The organism is Kitasatospora sp. NPDC001261 (genome assembly GCF_042896795.1).
Taxonomy (GTDB): Bacteria; Actinomycetota; Actinomycetes; order Streptomycetales; family Streptomycetaceae; genus Kitasatospora.
In genome coordinates, this window is the sequence record NZ_JBIAXP010000045.1 from 42,227 (window position 1) to 59,661 (window position 17,435).

Genomic DNA, 17,435 nt, shown 5'->3' on the forward strand with positions numbered 1-17,435 from the left:
GTCGTTAACTACAGTTGTCACCATGACGACCGTGGAGATCACTCCGGAGGAGCGGGCCGCGCTGGCGAAGGCCCTCCTCGACGCGCTCGACCCCCTCGCCGCCGCCGTGCGCGCCCGCGCGACGGGCCTGCCCGCGGAACGGATGTGGAACGCCGAGCCGGTCGAGGTCGCGCTCTCCGTCCTGTCCGCCTGGAAGCTGGTGGACGCCGAGGTCAAGCTGCTCACCGCGGGCGCGGCCGCCACCGCGGGTTCCTACGGCGCCAGTTACGAGCGGCTCGGTGCCGCCTGGGGCATCACCCGGCAGGGCGCCCGGAAGAAGTGGCCGGAGGCCGTCAGTCGTCCGGCGGCGCGGCCCGGGCTGCTCGAACTGTTCGGTGGAACAGCCGAGTTGGCGGAGGACGAGACCTTCGGAGGCTGGCGCTGGACGGCCACCGGCGCGGACGGCGCCACCGGTGGGGCGGCGGCAGGCCACCGGACCAGGGAGGAGGCCGCGGCCCACGCCGGGGCCTTCCTCGCGGCGCACCGTCAGGACTGATCCCGCAGCACCCGGGCGATCAGCTCCGCGAGGTGCAGGGCCCGCCGCCCGTCCGCGAGTTGGGCGATCTGGGTGCGGCAGCTGAAGCCGTCCGCCAGGACCACCGTCCGCGGCCCGGCGGCCCGGAGCCCGGGCAGCAGCACCCGCTCCGCGATGGCCTCGGACACCTCGAAGTGGCCCCGCTCGAAGCCGAAGTTGCCCGCCAGGCCGCAGCAACCGGCCTCCAGTACCCGGTTGTTCAGGCCGAGGCGGGCCTCCAGCCGGCGGTCGGCGGCGCTGCCGAGCACCGCGTGCTGGTGGCAGTGGGTCTGGGTGACGGCGTCCAGCGGGATTCGGGGGAGCGGGGCGTCCGGGGCGAACTCGTCGAGGAACTCGGCGAAGGTGCGGGTGCGGTCGGCGAGCGGGCGGCCCTCCGCGCCGAGCAGCCGGGGCAGCTCCTCGCGCAGGGTCGCGGTGCAGCTGGGGTCCAGGCCGATCACGGGGGTGTCGGCCTGGACCCCAGCTCCGTCCAGCGCCCGCAGGCTGCGCCGCAGCACCCTTCGTGCGGTGCCGAGTTGGCCGGTGGAGTACCAGGTGAGGCCGCAGCAGGCCGGGCCCGGGGGCAGCCGGACGTCGAAGCCCAGGTGCTCCAGCACCTCGACGGCCGAGCGCAGCACGCTCGGCTGGAGGCGGTCGGAGAAGGTGTCCGGCCACAGCAGCACCGGCCGGGCGCCCGCCGGGGCCGGGTGGGTGGCGCGGTGCCGCCGGTACCACGCGGTGAAGGTCTCCGGCGGGAGGACCGGCAGCACCCGGCGCCGGTCGATCCCGCCGAGCCGCTTGAGCAGCCCCCCTGCCCGGGAACGGGCAAGGGTGTTGGCGGCCCCGGGCGCGAGCGAGGCGGCCCGCAGCCAGAGCGGCAGCCAGCCCATCGAGTAGTGCGCGAGCGGGCGCGGCCGGTGCCGGTAGTGCTGGTACAGGAATTCGGACTTGTAGGTCGCCATGTCGACGCGGACGGGGCAGTCGCTCGCGCAGCCCTTGCAGCTCAGGCAGAGGTCCAGCGCCTCCCGCACCTCCTCCGAGCGCCAGCCGTCCGCGATCGCGTCGCCCCGCAGCATCTCGGCGAGCAGCCGGGCCCGCCCCCGGGTGGAGTGCCGCTCCTCGCCGGTGGCCAGGTAGCTCGGGCACATCACCCCGCTGCCCGGGGCCACGCACTTGGCGACGCCCACGCAGCGGTGCACCGCCTTCACCAGGCTGCCGCCGTCCTGCTCGTACGGGAGGGCCAGCGGCAGCGTGCGGCGCGGGGCCGTGACGAAGCGCAGGTCGGCGTCGAGCGGGCGCGGGTCGACCAGCGCGCCCGGGTTGAGCAGGTTCTCCGGGTCCCAGATCCGCTTGAACTCCCCGAACAGGCCGATGATTTCGGGCGGGTACATGCGCGGCAGCAGCTCCGAGCGGGCCTGGCCGTCGCCGTGCTCGCCGGAGAGCGAACCGCCGTACGAGACCGCCAGATCGGCCGCCTGCTCCAGGAACTCCCGGAAGACCAGCACCCCTTGGGGCTCGTCCAGCGGGAAGTCGATCCGCAGGTGCACGCAGCCGTCGCCGAAGTGCCCGTACGGGACGCCGTGCAGGCTGTGCCGGCGCAGCAGGGCGCGCAGGGCCCGCAGGTAGTCGCCGAGCCGCTCGGGCGGGACGGCGGAGTCCTCCCAGCCGGGCCAGGCCTCGCCGCCGCCGGGCAGCCGGGTGACGATCCCCGCGCCCGCCTCCCGGACGGCCCACAGCTGGCGCTGCTCGACCGGGTCGGTGACCAGGGCGACAGTGGCCGAGCGCTCGCGCTTCACCGCGTCGGCGAGCCGGCGGGCGGCCTGGTAGGCGGCCCGCGGGGTGTCGCCGCCGGTCTCCAGGAACAGCCAGCACTCGCCGGCGGGCAGCCGGTCCAGCGCGGGCGGGCGGGGCCCGGCGGCGAGCAGCGCGGCGATCAGGTCGGCCGCCATGCCCTCGGCGGTCAGCGGACCGTGCGGCAGCAGCGCCGGGACGGCGTCGGCGGCGGCGCCCTCGTCGGGGTAGCCGGCCACCACCAGGGCCCGGGCCGGCGGGTCCTCGACCAGGCGGACGGTGGCGCCGAGCAGCAGCGCGCAGGTGCCCTCGGTGCCGGTCAGGGCCCGGGCCAGGTCGTGGCCCTGCTCGGGCAGCAGCGCGTCCAGCGGGTAGCCGGAGGTGCGGCGGGGCAGCTGCGGCATGCCCTGCCGGATGGCGGCGAGGTTGCGGTCGGTGAACTCCTGCAGCCCGGTGTGGAGTTGGCCGACCCGGCCGGGCAGCGCGGCGAGCGCGGCGCGCTCCGCGGGGGTGAGCCGCCCGCCGACGGTCAGCTCGGTGCCGTCCGCGAGCAGCAGCTCCAGCCGCTCGACGTTGTCGGCGGTGCGCCCCCAGGCGAGCGAGTGGGAGCCGCAGGAGTCGTTGCCGATCATGCCGCCGAGGGTGCACCGGCTGTGCGTGGACGGGTCGGGCCCGAAGCGCAGCCCGTACGGCCTGGCGGCGCGCTGGAGGTCGTCCAGCACGGTGCCGGGCTGGACGCGCGCGGTGCGGGCCCCCGGATCGACCTCCAGCACCGCGCCGAGGTGGCGGCGGAAGTCCAGCACCACCGCGCCCGGGCCGATCGCCTGCCCGCCGATGCTCGTCCCGGCCCCGCGCGCCACCACCGGCACCCGGTGGGCGCGGCAGAGCGCCAGCGCGGTGCGCACGTCGTCGAGGTCGGCCGGCTTGACCACGCCGAGCGGCAACTGCCGGTAGTTGGAGGCGTCCTGGCTGTAGACGGTGCGCTCGGCGGCGCCGAAGCGGACCTCGCCGCGCAGCACGGCGGCCAGCTCACGGGCCAACTCGGCCCCGGGGACGGCGGACGGACGGCTCACCAGGACCTCCCAGGAGTACGGCTCCGCCGATGATCGCAGCCGCGCCGCCGCACCGGTACCGGGCGCGGCGCCCGGCTCACCCGGGTGGGGGTGCCCCGGCTACTTCCGCCCGGTGAGCGTGCCGCGCGCGATGTGGGAGAGCTTGGCCACCTCGAAGGCCGGGTACGCGCCGCCCGCCAGCAGCGAGAACTTGATCCCCTCGCGGCCGCCCGGCCGGCGGTGGCCGGGCGGCTGGAAGCGGCGGTGGTGCTCGGCGGCGCGGTGGAAGAACTGCGGCCGCTCGGCGCGGGTGACGCAGCCGGCCAGGTCGAAGACGAACAGGTAGTGCCGGATCATCCGGACGAACAGCGCCTCGCGCACCGCGTACAGGTGCGGCTGGTCCTCCAGCAGGGCGAAGCTGCGCTCGTACTGCTCGAACAGGTCGAAGACGCTGCTGCCCGGGCCGCCCGCCGGGTGGACGGTCTCCCGGCGGCGGAGCCGGACGCACTCGCGGGCCAGCACGGCGGCCGTCCGGGCGCCGAGCAGCGCCGCGTGCGCCACCGGGACCTCCTCGTAGCGGCCGGGCGGGAAGGCCAGGCCCAGCTCGGCCCAGTGGCCGCGGCGGACCAGCCGGTCCCAGGCCAGCGGCGGCGCGCCGAACAGCGCGGGCCGGTCGAAGGGCGCGAACGGCTCGGGGCCGGCCTCGGCGAGCAGCGCCTCGGCGCCGCCCGGCCAGTCCCGGTCCTGGTGCCGGCGGGAGTGGCCGAACAGCAGCACGTCCACCGGGCCGGTCTGCCGGAGCCGGTCGGCGAGCGTGCGCAGCGCGTCCCGGGGCAGCAGGTGGTCGGCGTCCAGGAACAGCAGGTACTCGCCGGTGGCCCGCGCCGCCCCCGCGTTCCGGCTCGCCCCGACCCCGACCGCGGCGTTCAGGTGCAGCACCGACACCTGCGGGTGCCGGGCGGCGTACGCGTCGGCGAGCCCGCCCGCGGTCTCGGGGGAGCGGTCGGCGACCACGATCACCTCGACGTCGGCCAGGGACTGGGCGAGCAGCGAGTCCAGGCAGTCGGCGAGCTGTTCGTGCTGGTCGTAGGCGGGGAGCACGACGCTGATCAGGGGTGAGGGCATGACGCCGGAGCGTAAGAGGGCTCGCGAACCGTGGCAAAGCCCTGACGGTCCGTAATTCCGATCAATCAGTGGCAAACCGTACGGGTGTGCGCCAGATCTTCACGCCGCCTTCCGGACGTGTCCACGCCCGGCCCGGGTCCCGGCCCGGCTTCCGACCTGGGGTGATGCGCGCCGGGGCCCGCGACGCGCGGTGCGTCGCGGGCCCCGGGTGGCCGATCGGCTTAGTACCAGTGGTGGGACTGCCAGAACGACCAGGCGGCGCAGGGGCTGCCGTAGCGGGTGTTCATGTAGTTCAGGCCCCACTTGATCTGGGTGGCCGGGTTGGTGCGCCAGTCGGCGCCCGCGGAGGCCATCTTGGAGCCGGGCAGGGCCTGGACCAGGCCGTAGGCGCCGGAGGAGGCGTTCACCGCGAGGGGGTTCCAGCTGCTCTCGCGGAACACGATGTTGCTGAAGCACTGGAGCTGGCCGGCCGGGACGATCTGCGCGGCGATCTGCTGCGGGGTGCCGGAGTAGGCGGCCGGGGCGCTGTTCAGGTCCTGGCGCTCCTGGGAGCGGGAGGCGGCGGCCTCGGCGTCGGCCTTGGCCTTGGCGTCCGCCTGGGCCTGCGCCTCGGCCTGGGCCTGGGCGGCGGCGTCCGCCTCGGCCTTGGCCTGGGCCTCCTGGGCGGCCTGCTCGGCGGCAGCGGTGTCGGCCTGGCCCTGCTCGGCGACCAGCGTGCCGTCCACCGACACGGCGGCCACGGGGGCGGCCTCGGTGCCGTTCCCGGCCTGCGGGATGGCGAGGGCCGCGGTGGCGGCGCTCGCGACCACGAGGGTGGCGACGCCGGTGATCAGGGAGTTGCGGCGGGCATGGCTGAGCTGCATGGGGCGGACGATCCTTCTCCGTCGGGGGCCGTGCCGGTGGCACCGGGGGCGGGGCATCGCGTGGGCTCCGGGTGAGCGGGGCCCGTGCGGCCGCCCTGGACGGCCGTGGCGCCCCGGCGGAAACGGCGGGGCGGGCGGGCTGCGCGGCGGCGGGGGGTGGTCGGCTGCGCTGTCTGGCGACGGGCCATTCTTGGCAGGGCCGGGGACGGGTGGCAAAGGCGTTCGCTACTACGCAGGGTCGTGGCTGAGGGGTGGCCGGAGCGGGGCCCGGCGGCTTATTTGGGCAGATTTGTCCGAATCCTCCATCCGGAGGTGGCAGCCCGGGGGTGGTGAAGGATCGCACCGCCGGCAGGTGCGGTGGCCTGTGTTCTTCAGGCGGATCGCGGTCGGGGGCGGCCCGGTCGGGGCGGCTCGACGGCGCCGGGGGCGGTGCCGCGGGGAGCGCGTCCACTATCGGGGATCGTGGATGGCGATCCCGCTGTGGGCGGGCTCACACGCCGACGGGCGCGGCGTCGACGCGGAGTGAGCGACCGGTGACGGCTCCGGGGGGTCGCGCACGGGATTCCCCGGAGCGGGCCGCGTGGTTCGGTGCGCGATCGTCCCGGGCCCTCCGCACCCGGAACCCCTCATTGCCGTGTTCCTGCCAGATCCGACCGGCAAGGGCGGACCCCTCCTATCGCGCCGCCCGTCGGGCCACTCTCGGTCTTCCCCCACCTGCAAGGAGGATCTGATGAAGCGTCAACTCGGCAGGTTCGTCTGCCTGCTGGCCGGCCTGGTGCTCGGCGCCGGAGCGCTCGTGCTGCCCGCCGCCGCCTCACCCGAGCCGTCGCCGAGCGTGGTCGGCGGCACGCGGGCGGCGCAGGGCGAGTTCCCGTTCGTGGTGCGGCTCTCGATGGGCTGCGGCGGCGCGCTCTACACCTCGCAGATCGTGCTCACCGCCGCCCACTGCGTCGACGGCACCGGCGCCGACAGCAGCATCACCGCCACCGCGGGGGCGGTCGACCTGAACAGCGGCAGCGCGGTCAAGGTCCGCTCCTCGTACGTGTACCAGTCGCCCGCCTTCACCGGCGCCGAGAACGGCGACGACTGGGCGCTGATCAAGCTGGCCTCGCCGGTGAGCGGCGGCCAGGTCAGCACCCTGCCGATCGCCACCACCACCGCCTACGACAGCGGCACCTTCACCATCATGGGGTGGGGCGCCGCGCGCGAGGGCGGCGGCCAGCAGCGGTACCTGCTCAAGGCGACCGTGCCGTTCGTCGACGACGCCACCTGCGCCCGCGCCTACCCGGGCCTGAACGCGGCCGGCTCGCTCTGCGCGGGCTACGTCTCCCAGGGCGGCGTCGACACCTGCCAGGGTGACTCCGGCGGCCCGATGGTCCGGCAGGACGCGGCGGGCCGCTGGGTCCAGGTCGGCATCGTCAGCTGGGGCAACGGCTGCGCCCGCGCGGGCTACCCGGGCGTCTACAGCCAGGTGAGCACCTACGCGGCCGACATCGCCGCGGCGGCGGCCGGCCTCTGATCCGACCCGGCGGGTCCCCGGACTGACCCGGAAGGTCACTGATCCGACCCGGCAGGGCCGGTCGAAGCGGTACGGCAGGGCCGGTCACCACACCCGCAGGTGGTGGCCGGTCCTGCCGTTCCGCGACGGACCGGGGGCGGCCGTGCCCGGGGAGCCTCACCCGAGCAGCCACTCCTCGGCCCGCCGTCGCTCCCGGGCGATGCGACCGGCGGTGTGCGGGGGCAGCCGGGTGAGCAGGGCGACGGCGGCGTCGGTGCGGCCGGCGAGGGCGTGGGCGCCGGCGAGGCGGGCGGTGACCAGGGCGTGATCGCGCGGGCGGGCGGCCGGGTCGAGGAGCCGCAGGGCGGCCTCCAGCCAGGCCGCCGCGGTGCGGGCGTGGCCGGCGCGGCCGGTGCGGACGGCGAGGTCCCGGTGGCAGGTGCCGTGCGCGACGGCCAGGACCAGGTCGGCGCGGTCCGCCCAGGGTGTCGGTTCGCCGGTGCGCAGCGCGGTGTCGGTCAGCCGCCGGGCCTCCGCGAGCGTCCGGCGCACCAGCGGGGCCCGGCCGGCCAGCGCGTGGGCGTGGGCCTGGGCGACGGCGGTCCAGGCCCGGAGCCCCGGCAGGGGAGGCGCGGTGGTCCGGGCGGCCTCGGCCAGGGCGAGCGCGGTGGCCGGGTCGCCGTGCCACCAGTACAGGGTGCTCTGCCGGGCGAGCAGCGCGGCCGCGGTGATCCGGTCGCCGGTCGCGCGTGCCCACTCCAGCCCGGTGGCGTACCAGCTGAGCGCGCGGGCGTGGCGGTCGCCCTCGAAGTGGGCCCAGCCGGCGAGTTCGGCGTACTGGGCGGCGAGCGAGCGGTCGGCGGCGGGGTGGTCGCGGGGGTCGGGGTACTGGTGCGGGTCGGGGTGCGGCCGGCCGAGCAGGGTGTGGGCGTGGTGCTCCAGGACGGTGGCCAGTTCCTCGCCGCCGATCCGGCCCGCGGCGGCGCGGTAGACGGCGAGCAGGTGGGCGAGCACTTCGACGGTGGCGGCGTCCGGCGGGCCGGTGGCGGTGGTGTCGAGCGGTGGCCGGGTGGCGGCGGCGCGTTCGCCGAGGTGTTCGCGCTCCTGCTGGACGGCCTGCCAGAGGTCCGCCAACTCGCCGTCGGCGTGCAGGAGTTCGTCGGCCCGGGCGGGCATTCCGGGCGGTGGCCAGCGGTGGGCGTTCTCCACCCGGCTGATCAGCGAGTCGTGGTAGCCGAGCAGCCGGCCGAACTCGGCCTGGCTGAGGCCCCGGGCCTCGCGCCAGTGGCGCAGTCGGCGGCCGAAGCGCTGGCGCGCGGACCCGGGCCCCGTACGGGGCGGCGGCGGAGGCGGCTGAGGTGGCGGCGGCGGGGGTGGCGTGGGGGCGGGCAGGGACGGCACGGGGTCTCCCGGAGGGGGCGGGGGGAGCGCTCGTGGGGGAGCGCCCGGCCCTGGTATCCCCGTTGACGTGCCTTGGTCAAACTGGACGGGCGGTGCGGTGCCGGGCGGCGTGGCATCGGGCGGTGCGCTGCGCCGAGCAGAACGGCGCCGGGCCCGGGAGCCTCCGCATCGGCTCCCGGGCCCGGCGTTCCCGCGCGGGGCGGACGGGTCAGGAGCCCGCCGCCGCCACCGCGGCCCGCCGCCGTCGGCCCACCACGGCCGAGGCCGCCAGCACGATGGCTGCGGCGACCAGCGACAGGTACATCTGCTTGCGTCCGTCGGCGTCGGTGAACATGTACGCCATGACGAACCCGATCATGCCCATGGCCGTCCAGGTCAGGTACGGGTACAGCCACATCCGGACGGTGTGCCGCTCGGGCATCTCGCGCTCGATGATCCTGCGCATCCGCAGCTGGGTCGCGCAGATCACCAGCCAGACGAAGAGCGCGACGGCGCCGGAGGAGTTGAGCAGGAAGGCGAACACGGTGTCCGGCGAGGTGTAGTTGAAGAACACCGCGACGAAGCCGAAGACCACCGAGGAGAGGATCGCCACCCGCGGCACGCCGCGCGAGGTCACCGTGGCGAAGGCCTTGGGCGCGTCCCCGCGCTGGCCCAGCGAGAACGCCATCCGGGAGGCCGTGTACATCCCGGAGTTGAGGCAGGACAGCACCGCCGTCAGCACGATCACGTCCATCACCTGGCCGGCGCCCGGGATGCCGATGTGGTCCAGCACCGCCACGTACGGGCTCGCCTTGACGTCGGCGGAGTCCCAGGGCAGCAGGGTGACCACCAGCAGGATCGAGCCCAGGTAGAAGATCCCGATCCGCCAGATCACGCTGTTGGTGGCCTTGGAGACCGCCTTCTCCGGGTTCTCCGACTCGCCGGCGGCCAGGGTCACGATCTCACTGCCCATGAAGGCGAAGACCACCGTGAGCATGCCGGTGAACACCGCCCCCACCCCGTGCGGCAGGAACCCGCCGTGGCCGGTGAGGTTGCTGGCGCCGACCGCGTGGGTTCCCGGCAGCAGGCCGAAGGCGGCGAGGGTGCCGATCACCAGGAACGCGGCGATCGCGACCACCTTGATCCCGGCGAACCAGAACTCGAACTCGCCGTAGGAGGCCACCGAGAAGAGGTTGGTGGCGGTCAGCACCGCCATGACTATCAGGGCCCAGCCCCACTGGGGGACGCCCGGCACCCAGTTGTTGAGGATCTTCGCGCCGGCCGTCGCCTCGACCGCGAGCACCACCACCCAGAAGAACCAGTACAGCCAGCCGATGCTGAACCCGGCCCAGCGGCCGAGCGCCCGGTCCGCGTACGCCGAGAACGAGCCGCTCTGCGGGTCGGCCGCGGCCATCTCGCCGAGCATCCGCATCACCAGGACGACCAGCACGCCGGCCATGGCGTAGGAGAGCAGGATGCCCGGGCCGGTGGTCGCGATGCCCGCGCCGGAGCCGACGAACAGGCCGGCGCCGATCACGCCGCCGATGGCGATCATCGACAGGTGGCGGTTCTTGAGTCCGGCCTTCAGGTGGCCGTCGCCGCCGTGGCCGATCGGCCCGGTCTGGTGGGGGAGCTTGGTGGCCGTGGCCGGGGGCTTGGTGGTGTCCGCACTCATCTGGGTGCCCTGTGCCTTTCCCGCGCGGCGTGTCCCTCGGCTCGTCGCGCCGAGGGTGGGGGACTGACCCGCGCATTGCGTCGCAACCTAACTTCTACGCCCGAGTATCGGAACAATCCTTTGGTAACTGTTCGCTCAACGGACGGAAAAGGCCTGGTCGGGGTGGGTGGAAAGGTGGCATGGAAACCTCAAATCTGACGCATCGTCAGCATTCGGAAAGGTCGCCAAGCTCTGTTGGGGCTCAAATCGCCCGCGGGTGGCCGGTCAGATCGGCCGCACGTCGAGGACGGTGATCGACGCCTCGTCCGCCGGCCGCCCGGTGAGCCGGGCGGCGAGGATCCGGGGGATGTCGTCCTCCTGCGAGTATCCGGGCAGCACCGTGACTTCCGCGCGCCGTGCGCCGGGCTCGCCCCGCACCGCGTACGTCACCAGGTAGCCGTACCGCTCCGGCGGCGGCGCCTGGTCCCGTTCCCGCTGGTCCCGCCGGCCCCGCTGGTGTCCTCGGCTCCGGATGCCCATCCGCGTCGACCTCCTTGGCCCATTGTCGACGCGCTGTGGACGATCGGGGCAAACCAGAGCACAGTGGGACTCTCGGGACATGCCGTAGGAGCATCCCGAGCGTTCTCGGTGCCGGCCGGCTCCCGGCGCCGGTCAGGAGCGACCCCATGCAGACCACCTGGAAGGGGACGATCAGCTTCGGGCTGGTCAGCATCCCCGTCCACCTGTACTCCGCGACCCAGGAGCACGACGTCCCGCTGCACCAGGTGCACGCCAAGGACGGCGGCCGGGTGCGGATGAAGCGGTACTGCGAGCGGGAGGAGAAGGAGGTCCCGTACGCGGAGATCGCCAAGGGGTACGAGTCCCCCGACGGGCGGACCGTCACGCTCTCCGACGAGGACCTCGCCGATCTGCCGCTGCCCAGCAAGAAGATCATCGACGTGCTGGCCTTCGTGGACGAGGGCGAGATCGACCCGCTGATGTTCTCCAAGGCCTACTACGTGGGCGTCGCCGACAAGGCCGCCGCCAAGCCGTACGCGCTGCTGCGCGACGCGCTCACCGACTCCGGGCAGATCGCCGTCACCAAGATCGCGCTGCGCACCCGGGAGTCGCCCGCGGTGCTGCGGGTGCACGACAACACCCTGGTGCTGCAGACCTGCATCTGGCCCGACGAGGTCCGCCCGGCCGCCGGCATCGCGCCCGAGGGCGACGTCGCCATCCGGCCGCAGGAGCTCAAGATGGCGCGGTCGCTGATGGACACCCTCTCCGAGGACTTCGACCTGTCCCAGCTGCACGACGACTACCAGCAGGCGCTGCAGCAGGTGATCACCGCGCGGCTGGAGGGCGTCGAGGTCCCGCACGAGGAGGAGCCGGGCGAGGCGCCGGACAACGTGATCGACCTGATGGAGGCGCTGCGCAGCAGCCTCAAGCAGGCCAAGGGCGGGCGGGGCGGCGGGGCCGGGGAGGCCGCCCCGGAGGAGGCGGAGCCCGCGCCGCGCAAGCGCGCCCCGGTGAAGCGGAGCGCCTCGAAGGCAGCAGCCTCCGGGAAGGCCCCCTCCGAGACGGCCGCCTCCGAGAAGTCCGCCGGGAAGACCTCCGCGAGGAGCCCGGCGGCGAAGAAGACCACCACCCGGAAGCCCTCGGCTCCCCGCAAGGCCTCCTGACCCCACCGGGGCCAGGCACCCCTCCCGTCCAGCCGTCCAGCACTGGAGGCGATCCCGATGGACCTGCTGACCTACAAGGAACTCGACGCCGAACTCGACGCCCGGGCCGAGGCCGACCCCGCGGCCCGCAGGGCCCGGGGCTTCGGGCACCGCGTCTGGCACTGGCTGCTCAGCCTCAGCCCCACCGTGGTGACGTTCATGATCGCGCTCTCGATCGGCCTCTGCATGGTCGCGGTCCAGGTGAGCCTGCTGCCCGTGCTGGTGCCGATGGCGGTCTTCTGGGGCCTGACGCTCATCGCGATGGGCGGCGTGGTCGCCCGCTGGATGACCCCGGGGCCGGGTCGGCACCGGATGGCGTCCTGACCCGGCCGGGACGGGTGCGGGGCCGGAGGGGCGCGGGCCCGGGAGGGCTCAGCCGATCCACACCGTGGTGATGTTGCAGAACTCCCGGATCCCGTGCCCGGACAGCTCCCGCCCGAACCCGGAGCGCTTGACGCCGCCGAACGGCAGCGCCGGGTGGGAGGCCGTCATCCCGTTGAAGAACACCCCGCCGGCCTGGATGTCCCGGACGAAGCGCTCCCGCTCGGCCTCGTCGGTGGTCCAGACGTTGGCGCTCAGCCCGAACGGGGTGTCGTTGGCGACCGCCACCGCCTCGTCCAGGTCGGCCACCCGGTAGACGGTGGCGACCGGGCCGAAGGTCTCCTCCAGGTGGATCCGCATCGCCGGGGTGATGCCCGTCAGCACCGTCGGCTCGTAGAACCAGCCGGTGTCCCAGCCCTCCGGGCGCCCGCCGCCGCACTCCACCCGGGCGCCGTGCACCCGGGCGTCCTCGACCAGCTCCTCCAGGTCGTCCCGGCCCTGGCGGCTGGCCAGCGGGCCGACGTCGGTGGACTCGTCCATCGGGTCGCCGACCTTCAGCGCGCCCATCGCCGCGGTGAAGGCGGCGGTGAAGCGGTCGTACACGTCGGTGTGCACGATGAAGCGCTTGGCGGCGATGCAGGACTGGCCGTTGTTCTGCACCCGGGCCCGGACGGCGGTGCGCACCGCCGCGTCCAGGTCGGCGCTCGGCAGCACGACGAACGGGTCGCTGCCGCCCAGCTCCAGGACGGCCTTCTTCACCTCGTCCGCCGCGGTGGCCGCGACCGCCCGCCCGGCCGGCTCGCTGCCGGTGAGGGTGACGGCGACGACCCGGCGGTCCCGGATCACGCCCTCCACCGCGCCCGAGCCGATCAACAGGGTCTGGAAGCAGCCCTCCGGGAACCCGGCCCGCTGGAACAGCTCCTCGATCGCCAGCGCGGTGCGCGGCACGTTCGACGCGTGCTTGAGCAGGCCGACGTTGCCCGCCATCAGGGCCGGCGCGGCGAACCGGAGAACCTGCCAGAGTGGAAAGTTCCAGGGCATAACGGCAAGAACCGGACCGAGCGGGCGGTAGCGGACATAGGCCCGGGAGGCACCGGAGTCGGCGACGTCGGCCGGGGCCGGGTGCTCGTCGGCGAGCAGCTCCTCGGCGTGGTCCGCGTACCAGCGCATCGCCTTCCCGCACTTGGCGACCTCGGCGCGGGAGGCGGCGAGCGGCTTGCCCATCTCCTCGGTCATGGTGCGGGCGACCGCCTCCAGCTCCCGGTCCAGCAGGTCGGCGGCGCGGCGCATCAGTTCGGCGCGGGCGGCGAACGGGGTGCCGCGGTAGCTGTGGAAGGCGGCCTCGGCGCGGGCCAGCCGCCGCTCGATGCCGGCCGCGTCGAGCGGCTCGAAGGTCTGGACGGTCTCGCCGGTCGCGGGGTTGACGCTGGCGATGGGCATGCGGGGCTCCCAGGTGGGGTCACGGTCCGGTGCGTCTGCCCTCACACCCTCCCCGACCGCCCGCCTCCGGGCACGCCACCGCGCGCCCGGCGTGTCCCGGCGGGCGCGCGGCCCGCCCCGTCACTCCGGCAGCGACTCCACCCGGGCCGCCGCCTCCCGGGCGCGGGCCCCGGCCCTGGTCCGCGCGGCGGTGACCTGCCGGGTCGGGAAGCGGTGCAGGTACTCGGCCTCCAGCTCCCCGGTGCGCAGCGTGTGCCGCTTCAGCGCCTCCTCCGAGCCGTACAGGAACGTCTCGTGCCGCGTGCGGTGCAGCTGCTCCAGCTCGTGCAGGAGCGTGTCGTTGCCCAGGGCGTGCGCGGAGATGCCCGCGGGCCGGATGTGCGGGTCTTCGGCGTGCCGCATCTCGGTGCCTCCTCGGCGGAAGTCCCCTCCTCCAGGGTGCCCGCCGACCGCCGCCGCTGCACCCGGTCCGTCGGCGCGGATCATAGGATGAATCCTTCCGTACACGTTCAGGACCACCCCGCTAGCGCTCGGACACCCACATGCCGCTTCCCAAGGCCGAACTCCACCTGCACATCGAAGGCACCCTGGAGCCCGAACTCGCCTTCGAGCTCGCCGCCCGCAACGGTGTCGAGCTGCCGTACGCCGACACCGAGGCGCTGCGCGAGGCGTACTCCTTCAGCGACCTCCAGTCCTTCCTGGACCTCTACTACGCGCTGATGGCCGTGCTGCGGACCGAGGACGACTTCGCCGACCTCGCCGACGCCTACCTGGCCCGGGCCGCCGAGCAGGGCGTCCGCCACGCGGAGATCTTCTTCGACCCGCAGGCGCACACCGCGCGCGGGGTGCCGCTGGGCGTGGTGGTGGACGGGCTGACCCGGGCGCTGGAGCGCGCCGAGGAGCGGTACGGCATCAGCACGCAGCTGATCATGTGCTTCCTGCGGGACGAGTCCGCCGAGTCCGCGCTGGAGACCTTCGAGGCCGCCCGCCCGTACTTCGGCCGGATCGCCGGCATCGGCCTGGACTCCGCCGAGGTCGGCCACCCGCCGGTCAAGTTCCGCGAGGTGTACCGCCGGGCCGCCGAGGCCGGGCTGCGCCGGGTCGCCCACGCGGGCGAGGAGGGCCCGGCCGCGTACATCACCGAGGCGCTGGACGTCCTCGGCGTGGAGCGGATCGACCACGGGCTGCGCTGCCTGGAGGACGGCGAGCTGGTCGCCCGCCTGGTGCGCGAGCAGGTCCCGCTGACCCTCTGCCCGCTCTCCAACGTCCGGCTGCGCTGCATCGACACCCTCGCCGACCACCCGCTGCGCGAGATGCTGGACGCCGGCCTGCTGGTCACCGTCAACTCCGACGACCCGGCGTACTTCGGCGGCTACGTGGAGGACAACTTCCGCGCCGTGCGCGAGGCCCTCGCCCTCGACCAGGAGACCCTGCGCCGGCTGGCCGCCAACTCCTTCCGCGCCTCCTTCATCAGCGAGGAGCGCCGCGCCGAACTCCTCGCCGAGGTCGCCGCGTACGCCTTCTGACCTGCCGGACCGCCGCCCCCGCGCGGGCGGGGGCGGCGGACGGGGTCAGAGCAGGGTGCTCCAGTAGTACCAGAACCGGTTGAGGACCAGCAGCGCGATCACCGCGTACCACAGCGCCGGGACGACCCAGTGGTAGCGGGCCGCCTCCCGGACGGCCACCCGCAGCCGCGGGCCCACCGGGATCACGCCCGAGCGCAGGTTGTGCAGCGTGGTGTACCAGAACAGCGGGATCACCGCGGCCCACACCACCATGCAGTACGGGCAGAGTGCGCCGATCCGGTACAGCGCCTGGTACATCAGCCAGGTCACGAAGCCGATGCCGAACACCGTCCCGGCCTGCAGACCGAGCCAGAACCAGCGCCGGAACGCCGCCCCGGACAGCAGCCCGGCACCGACCGCGATCACCACCCCGAAGGCGACCAGCCCGATCAGCGAGTTGGGGAAGCCGAAGGCCTCCGCCTGGTCGCTGCGCATGATCGAACCGCAGCTGATGATCGGGTTGATGTTGCAGCTGGGGACGTAGGACGGGTCCTCCAACAGCCGGATCTTGTCCAGGGTGAGGACCGTCGAGGCGAACAGGCCGACGGCGCCGCCGATCAGCAGCAGCCAGGCGAACGGGCGGCTCGCGCCGTACCCGGGCCGCCCGGCGGGGGCGCCGGCCGTCACCCGGTCACCTGCTTGACCATCGCGGTGAACTGCTCGGGGGAGACGGCCTTGCCGTTGTTCAGGACGTCCAGCTTCTTGCCGTCCAGCTTGACGGTCGGGGTGCCGGTGACGTCGCTCTTGTTGAACTCCTCGTTCACCTTGGCCGCCCACGGCGCGTACGTGCCGTCCTGGACGGCCTTGACGAAGGCGTCGGTCTTCAGCCCGGGTACCTGGCCGGCCAGGTCCAGGATGTGGTTGACGTCGCCGAAGGCGTCGCTGCGCTCGTCCGGCTGGTTGGCGTACAGCACGTCGTGGAACGCCTTGAACTTGTCCACGCCCTCGTTGAGCGCGGCGCCCGCGGCGGCCAGCGCGGTGCGCGAACCCTTGCCGCCCAGGTTGTTGTCCAGGAACGTCGCCAGGTGGTAGTCGACCTTGTACGTGCCGTCGTCGGCGAGCTGCTGGATCGCCTTGCCGGTGGTGGTCTCCAGCTGCTCGCAGAACGGGCAGCGGAAGTCCTCGTAGACGTCCAGGGTGTGCGGGGCGTCGGCCTTGCCGTAGGTGATCACGGTGCCGTTGGTGCCGCTCGCGTTGGCTGGCACGACCAGCGGGCCGTTCGCGGCGTTCGAACCGGAGCCGGAGGAACCGCCGACGGCGAAGGCCACGCCCGCCACCAGGGCGAGCACGGCGGCGGAGGCACCGCCGACCACCACCCGGCGGCGGATCCGGTCGGAGCGCTCGGCCTGGGCGCGGGCGACGCGCATGCGGTCGGTGGCGGAGGCCTTCTTGTCGGTCTTGCGGGTGTTGCTCATGGGGTGTCGTCCTGTGCTCTCGGGCGTACGGGTCGGCGCGGCCGGTCGGGGCCAGCGCGGGAGGAGAGAACAGCCGACTGAGCGGGCGGGGAAGCCCGTGGCTCAGACGGCCAGGGCGAACACCGGCGGACCGCGCCGGACGGCCGGACGGACGACGACGTCCTCGGCGGGGACCAGCACGCGGCTGGCCCGGGGGAACGGCACCCGGGCCGGCGGACGGGCCGGCAGCGGCGCGACCAGCAGCCGCAGCCAGCGGGCGGCGGCCGGCAGGTGGCGGTGCAGGAACTCGCCCAGCATCCGGACGGCCCCGGCCAGGCAGCAGAGCGCGGCGTCCGCGCGGCTCAGCCAGAAGGCGCCGGCCAGCGCGATCACCGTGTGCAGCAGGAGGAGCAGCAGCAGGCCGGTCTGGGCGGAGACGCCGTGGCCGAGCAGGAAGCCGCCGAGCGAGCCGCCGCCGCAGAGCAGCGGCTGGAGGCCGTGTCCGGTGCCTGGCGGCAGCGAGGGACAGGTGCTCTGGGCGAGGTCGAAGAGGGCGCCGGCGGCCAGCTCCAGCGGCAGGAACACCGCCGCGACGGCCGGGAAGCCGCGTTCGCGGCCGGCAAGGGCGAAGGCCGCGGCGAAGACGGCGGCCGAGGCGAGCAGCATCGGGCCGACGGGGAGGGTGCGGCCGGTGACCAGGACCTGGCCGAGCCCGGCGAGCAGCACGACCAGCGCGGCGAAGACCGCTGCGCGGAGCGTTCTGGTGACCGGGCTGGTGTTCATGGCATCCGAGTGTGCCACAGGTTGAATGTGGAACAGCCTGCTGGGACGAAGGCTGTGAAGAGGGTCACCACCTGGGCTGAGCTGGGCTTATGCGGTGCTTACGGGGGTTGGGGTGGGGGTGTGGGCTCTCGGGAGGGTGGGGGGCCGGGGGTGGCTCCGGGGGTGGTCGCTCCGGGGGCTGGATGATTTTCAGACTGCCAACCCTGGAGGTGGGGCGTTCAGACCGTTGGCAGTCTGAAAATCACCCGTCACGCCCCTCTCCGCGGCCACCCCCTGCGCCACCCCCTCCCGCAGC

Annotated in this window: 16 protein-coding genes; 5 read left to right on the forward strand and 11 right to left on the reverse strand. The window is 74.3% G+C overall.

Going from position 1 to position 17,435, the window contains the following annotated elements; translation table 11 throughout:
* The first annotated feature begins 22 nt into the window (after positions 1 to 22).
* Positions 23 to 535, forward strand: a complete 513-nt coding sequence (locus ACFY4B_RS40240) for a hypothetical protein (RefSeq protein WP_387976363.1) — start codon at positions 23 to 25, stop codon at positions 533 to 535.
* Here ACFY4B_RS40240 and ACFY4B_RS40245 read toward each other — a convergent pair.
* The 3 genes from ACFY4B_RS40245 to ACFY4B_RS40255 form a co-directional block, all read right to left on the reverse strand.
* Positions 526 to 3,417 (reverse strand): FAD-binding and (Fe-S)-binding domain-containing protein, encoded by a 2,892-nt coding sequence (locus tag ACFY4B_RS40245; RefSeq protein WP_387976365.1) that lies wholly within the window; start codon positions 3,415 to 3,417, stop codon positions 526 to 528. The genes ACFY4B_RS40240 and ACFY4B_RS40245 overlap by 10 nt on opposite strands.
* A gap of 99 nt (positions 3,418 to 3,516) precedes the next feature.
* Positions 3,517 to 4,521, reverse strand: coding sequence for a glycosyltransferase family 2 protein (locus ACFY4B_RS40250; protein WP_387976368.1), 1,005 nt, complete (start codon positions 4,519 to 4,521; stop codon positions 3,517 to 3,519).
* A gap of 221 nt (positions 4,522 to 4,742) precedes the next feature.
* The gene (locus ACFY4B_RS40255; RefSeq protein WP_387976371.1) at positions 4,743 to 5,384 is read right to left on the reverse strand and encodes a transglycosylase SLT domain-containing protein; all 642 of its coding nucleotides are present in this window, start codon (positions 5,382 to 5,384) and stop codon (positions 4,743 to 4,745) included.
* 730 nt (positions 5,385 to 6,114) lie between these two features.
* On the opposite strand from ACFY4B_RS40255, the gene ACFY4B_RS40260 reads away from it, so the two are divergent.
* The gene (locus ACFY4B_RS40260) at positions 6,115 to 6,903 is read left to right on the forward strand and encodes a S1 family peptidase (RefSeq protein ID WP_387976374.1); all 789 of its coding nucleotides are present in this window, start codon (positions 6,115 to 6,117) and stop codon (positions 6,901 to 6,903) included.
* Between the two features lie 156 nt (positions 6,904 to 7,059).
* Here ACFY4B_RS40260 and ACFY4B_RS40265 read toward each other — a convergent pair whose 3' ends face one another.
* From ACFY4B_RS40265 to ACFY4B_RS40275, 3 genes are all read right to left on the reverse strand, one after another.
* On the reverse strand, positions 7,060 to 8,283 hold the full coding sequence (locus ACFY4B_RS40265; RefSeq protein WP_387976377.1) for a helix-turn-helix domain-containing protein: 1,224 nt from the start codon (positions 8,281 to 8,283) through the stop codon (positions 7,060 to 7,062).
* A 208-nt stretch (positions 8,284 to 8,491) separates the two neighbouring features.
* Entirely contained in the window at positions 8,492 to 9,937 is a 1,446-nt protein-coding gene (locus ACFY4B_RS40270; protein ID WP_049658990.1) for an amino acid permease, read from the reverse strand.
* 264 nt (positions 9,938 to 10,201) lie between these two features.
* The gene (locus ACFY4B_RS40275) at positions 10,202 to 10,456 is read right to left on the reverse strand and encodes a hypothetical protein (protein ID WP_049658988.1); all 255 of its coding nucleotides are present in this window, start codon (positions 10,454 to 10,456) and stop codon (positions 10,202 to 10,204) included.
* Between the two features lie 146 nt (positions 10,457 to 10,602).
* Here ACFY4B_RS40275 and ACFY4B_RS40280 point away from each other — a divergent pair, with 146 nt between their 5' ends.
* Together ACFY4B_RS40280 and ACFY4B_RS40285 are read left to right on the forward strand one after the other, a co-directional pair.
* Entirely contained in the window at positions 10,603 to 11,598 is a 996-nt protein-coding gene (locus ACFY4B_RS40280; RefSeq protein ID WP_387976380.1) for a Ku protein, read from the forward strand.
* Positions 11,599 to 11,655: 57 nt separating this feature from the next.
* Positions 11,656 to 11,961 (forward strand): hypothetical protein, encoded by a 306-nt coding sequence (locus ACFY4B_RS40285; protein WP_387976382.1) that lies wholly within the window; start codon positions 11,656 to 11,658, stop codon positions 11,959 to 11,961.
* A 48-nt stretch (positions 11,962 to 12,009) separates the two neighbouring features.
* On the opposite strand, the gene ACFY4B_RS40290 is transcribed toward ACFY4B_RS40285, so the two are convergent.
* Both ACFY4B_RS40290 and ACFY4B_RS40295 read right to left on the reverse strand, forming a co-directional pair.
* The gene (locus tag ACFY4B_RS40290) at positions 12,010 to 13,398 is read right to left on the reverse strand and encodes an NADP-dependent succinic semialdehyde dehydrogenase (RefSeq protein WP_049658983.1); all 1,389 of its coding nucleotides are present in this window, start codon (positions 13,396 to 13,398) and stop codon (positions 12,010 to 12,012) included.
* A 120-nt stretch (positions 13,399 to 13,518) separates the two neighbouring features.
* Positions 13,519 to 13,800, reverse strand: a complete 282-nt coding sequence (locus ACFY4B_RS40295; protein ID WP_380781796.1) for a DUF6158 family protein — start codon at positions 13,798 to 13,800, stop codon at positions 13,519 to 13,521.
* A 140-nt stretch (positions 13,801 to 13,940) separates the two neighbouring features.
* Here ACFY4B_RS40295 and ACFY4B_RS40300 point away from each other — a divergent pair, with 140 nt between their 5' ends.
* A complete protein-coding gene (locus ACFY4B_RS40300; protein ID WP_049659827.1) occupies positions 13,941 to 14,924 on the forward strand; it encodes an adenosine deaminase in 984 nt (327 codons plus the stop codon).
* Positions 14,925 to 14,969: 45 nt separating this feature from the next.
* On the opposite strand, the gene ACFY4B_RS40305 is transcribed toward ACFY4B_RS40300, so the two are convergent.
* The 3 genes from ACFY4B_RS40305 to ACFY4B_RS40315 form a co-directional block, all read right to left on the reverse strand.
* On the reverse strand, positions 14,970 to 15,590 hold the full coding sequence (locus tag ACFY4B_RS40305; protein WP_074005192.1) for a vitamin K epoxide reductase family protein: 621 nt from the start codon (positions 15,588 to 15,590) through the stop codon (positions 14,970 to 14,972).
* Positions 15,587 to 16,378, reverse strand: a complete 792-nt coding sequence (locus ACFY4B_RS40310) for a thioredoxin domain-containing protein (protein ID WP_074005193.1) — start codon at positions 16,376 to 16,378, stop codon at positions 15,587 to 15,589. Before ACFY4B_RS40310 ends, ACFY4B_RS40305 begins: the two co-directional genes overlap by 4 nt.
* A 102-nt stretch (positions 16,379 to 16,480) precedes the next feature.
* On the reverse strand, positions 16,481 to 17,140 hold the full coding sequence (locus ACFY4B_RS40315) for a hypothetical protein (RefSeq protein ID WP_387829358.1): 660 nt from the start codon (positions 17,138 to 17,140) through the stop codon (positions 16,481 to 16,483).
* Positions 17,141 to 17,435: the final 295 nt, after the last annotated feature.

What these genes read in the sequence shown, in the direction of transcription:
- ACFY4B_RS40255 (WP_387976371.1), bottom strand. Translation starts at nt 5,384, where the DNA reads ATGCAGCTCAGCCATGCCCGCCGCAACTCCCTGATCACCGGCGTCGCC.
- ACFY4B_RS40280 (WP_387976380.1), top strand. Translation starts at nt 10,603, where the DNA reads ATGCAGACCACCTGGAAGGGGACGATCAGCTTCGGGCTGGTCAGCATC.
- ACFY4B_RS40315 (WP_387829358.1), bottom strand. Translation starts at nt 17,140, where the DNA reads ATGAACACCAGCCCGGTCACCAGAACGCTCCGCGCAGCGGTCTTCGCC.
- ACFY4B_RS40250 (WP_387976368.1), bottom strand. Translation starts at nt 4,521, where the DNA reads ATGCCCTCACCCCTGATCAGCGTCGTGCTCCCCGCCTACGACCAGCAC.
- ACFY4B_RS40240 (WP_387976363.1), top strand. Translation starts at nt 23, where the DNA reads ATGACGACCGTGGAGATCACTCCGGAGGAGCGGGCCGCGCTGGCGAAG.
- ACFY4B_RS40310 (WP_074005193.1), bottom strand. Translation starts at nt 16,378, where the DNA reads ATGAGCAACACCCGCAAGACCGACAAGAAGGCCTCCGCCACCGACCGC.
- ACFY4B_RS40300 (WP_049659827.1), top strand. Translation starts at nt 13,941, where the DNA reads ATGCCGCTTCCCAAGGCCGAACTCCACCTGCACATCGAAGGCACCCTG.
- ACFY4B_RS40285 (WP_387976382.1), top strand. Translation starts at nt 11,656, where the DNA reads ATGGACCTGCTGACCTACAAGGAACTCGACGCCGAACTCGACGCCCGG.
- ACFY4B_RS40270 (WP_049658990.1), bottom strand. Translation starts at nt 9,937, where the DNA reads ATGAGTGCGGACACCACCAAGCCCCCGGCCACGGCCACCAAGCTCCCC.
- ACFY4B_RS40295 (WP_380781796.1), bottom strand. Translation starts at nt 13,800, where the DNA reads ATGCGGCACGCCGAAGACCCGCACATCCGGCCCGCGGGCATCTCCGCG.
- ACFY4B_RS40260 (WP_387976374.1), top strand. Translation starts at nt 6,115, where the DNA reads ATGAAGCGTCAACTCGGCAGGTTCGTCTGCCTGCTGGCCGGCCTGGTG.
- ACFY4B_RS40275 (WP_049658988.1), bottom strand. Translation starts at nt 10,456, where the DNA reads ATGGGCATCCGGAGCCGAGGACACCAGCGGGGCCGGCGGGACCAGCGG.
- ACFY4B_RS40290 (WP_049658983.1), bottom strand. Translation starts at nt 13,398, where the DNA reads ATGCCCATCGCCAGCGTCAACCCCGCGACCGGCGAGACCGTCCAGACC.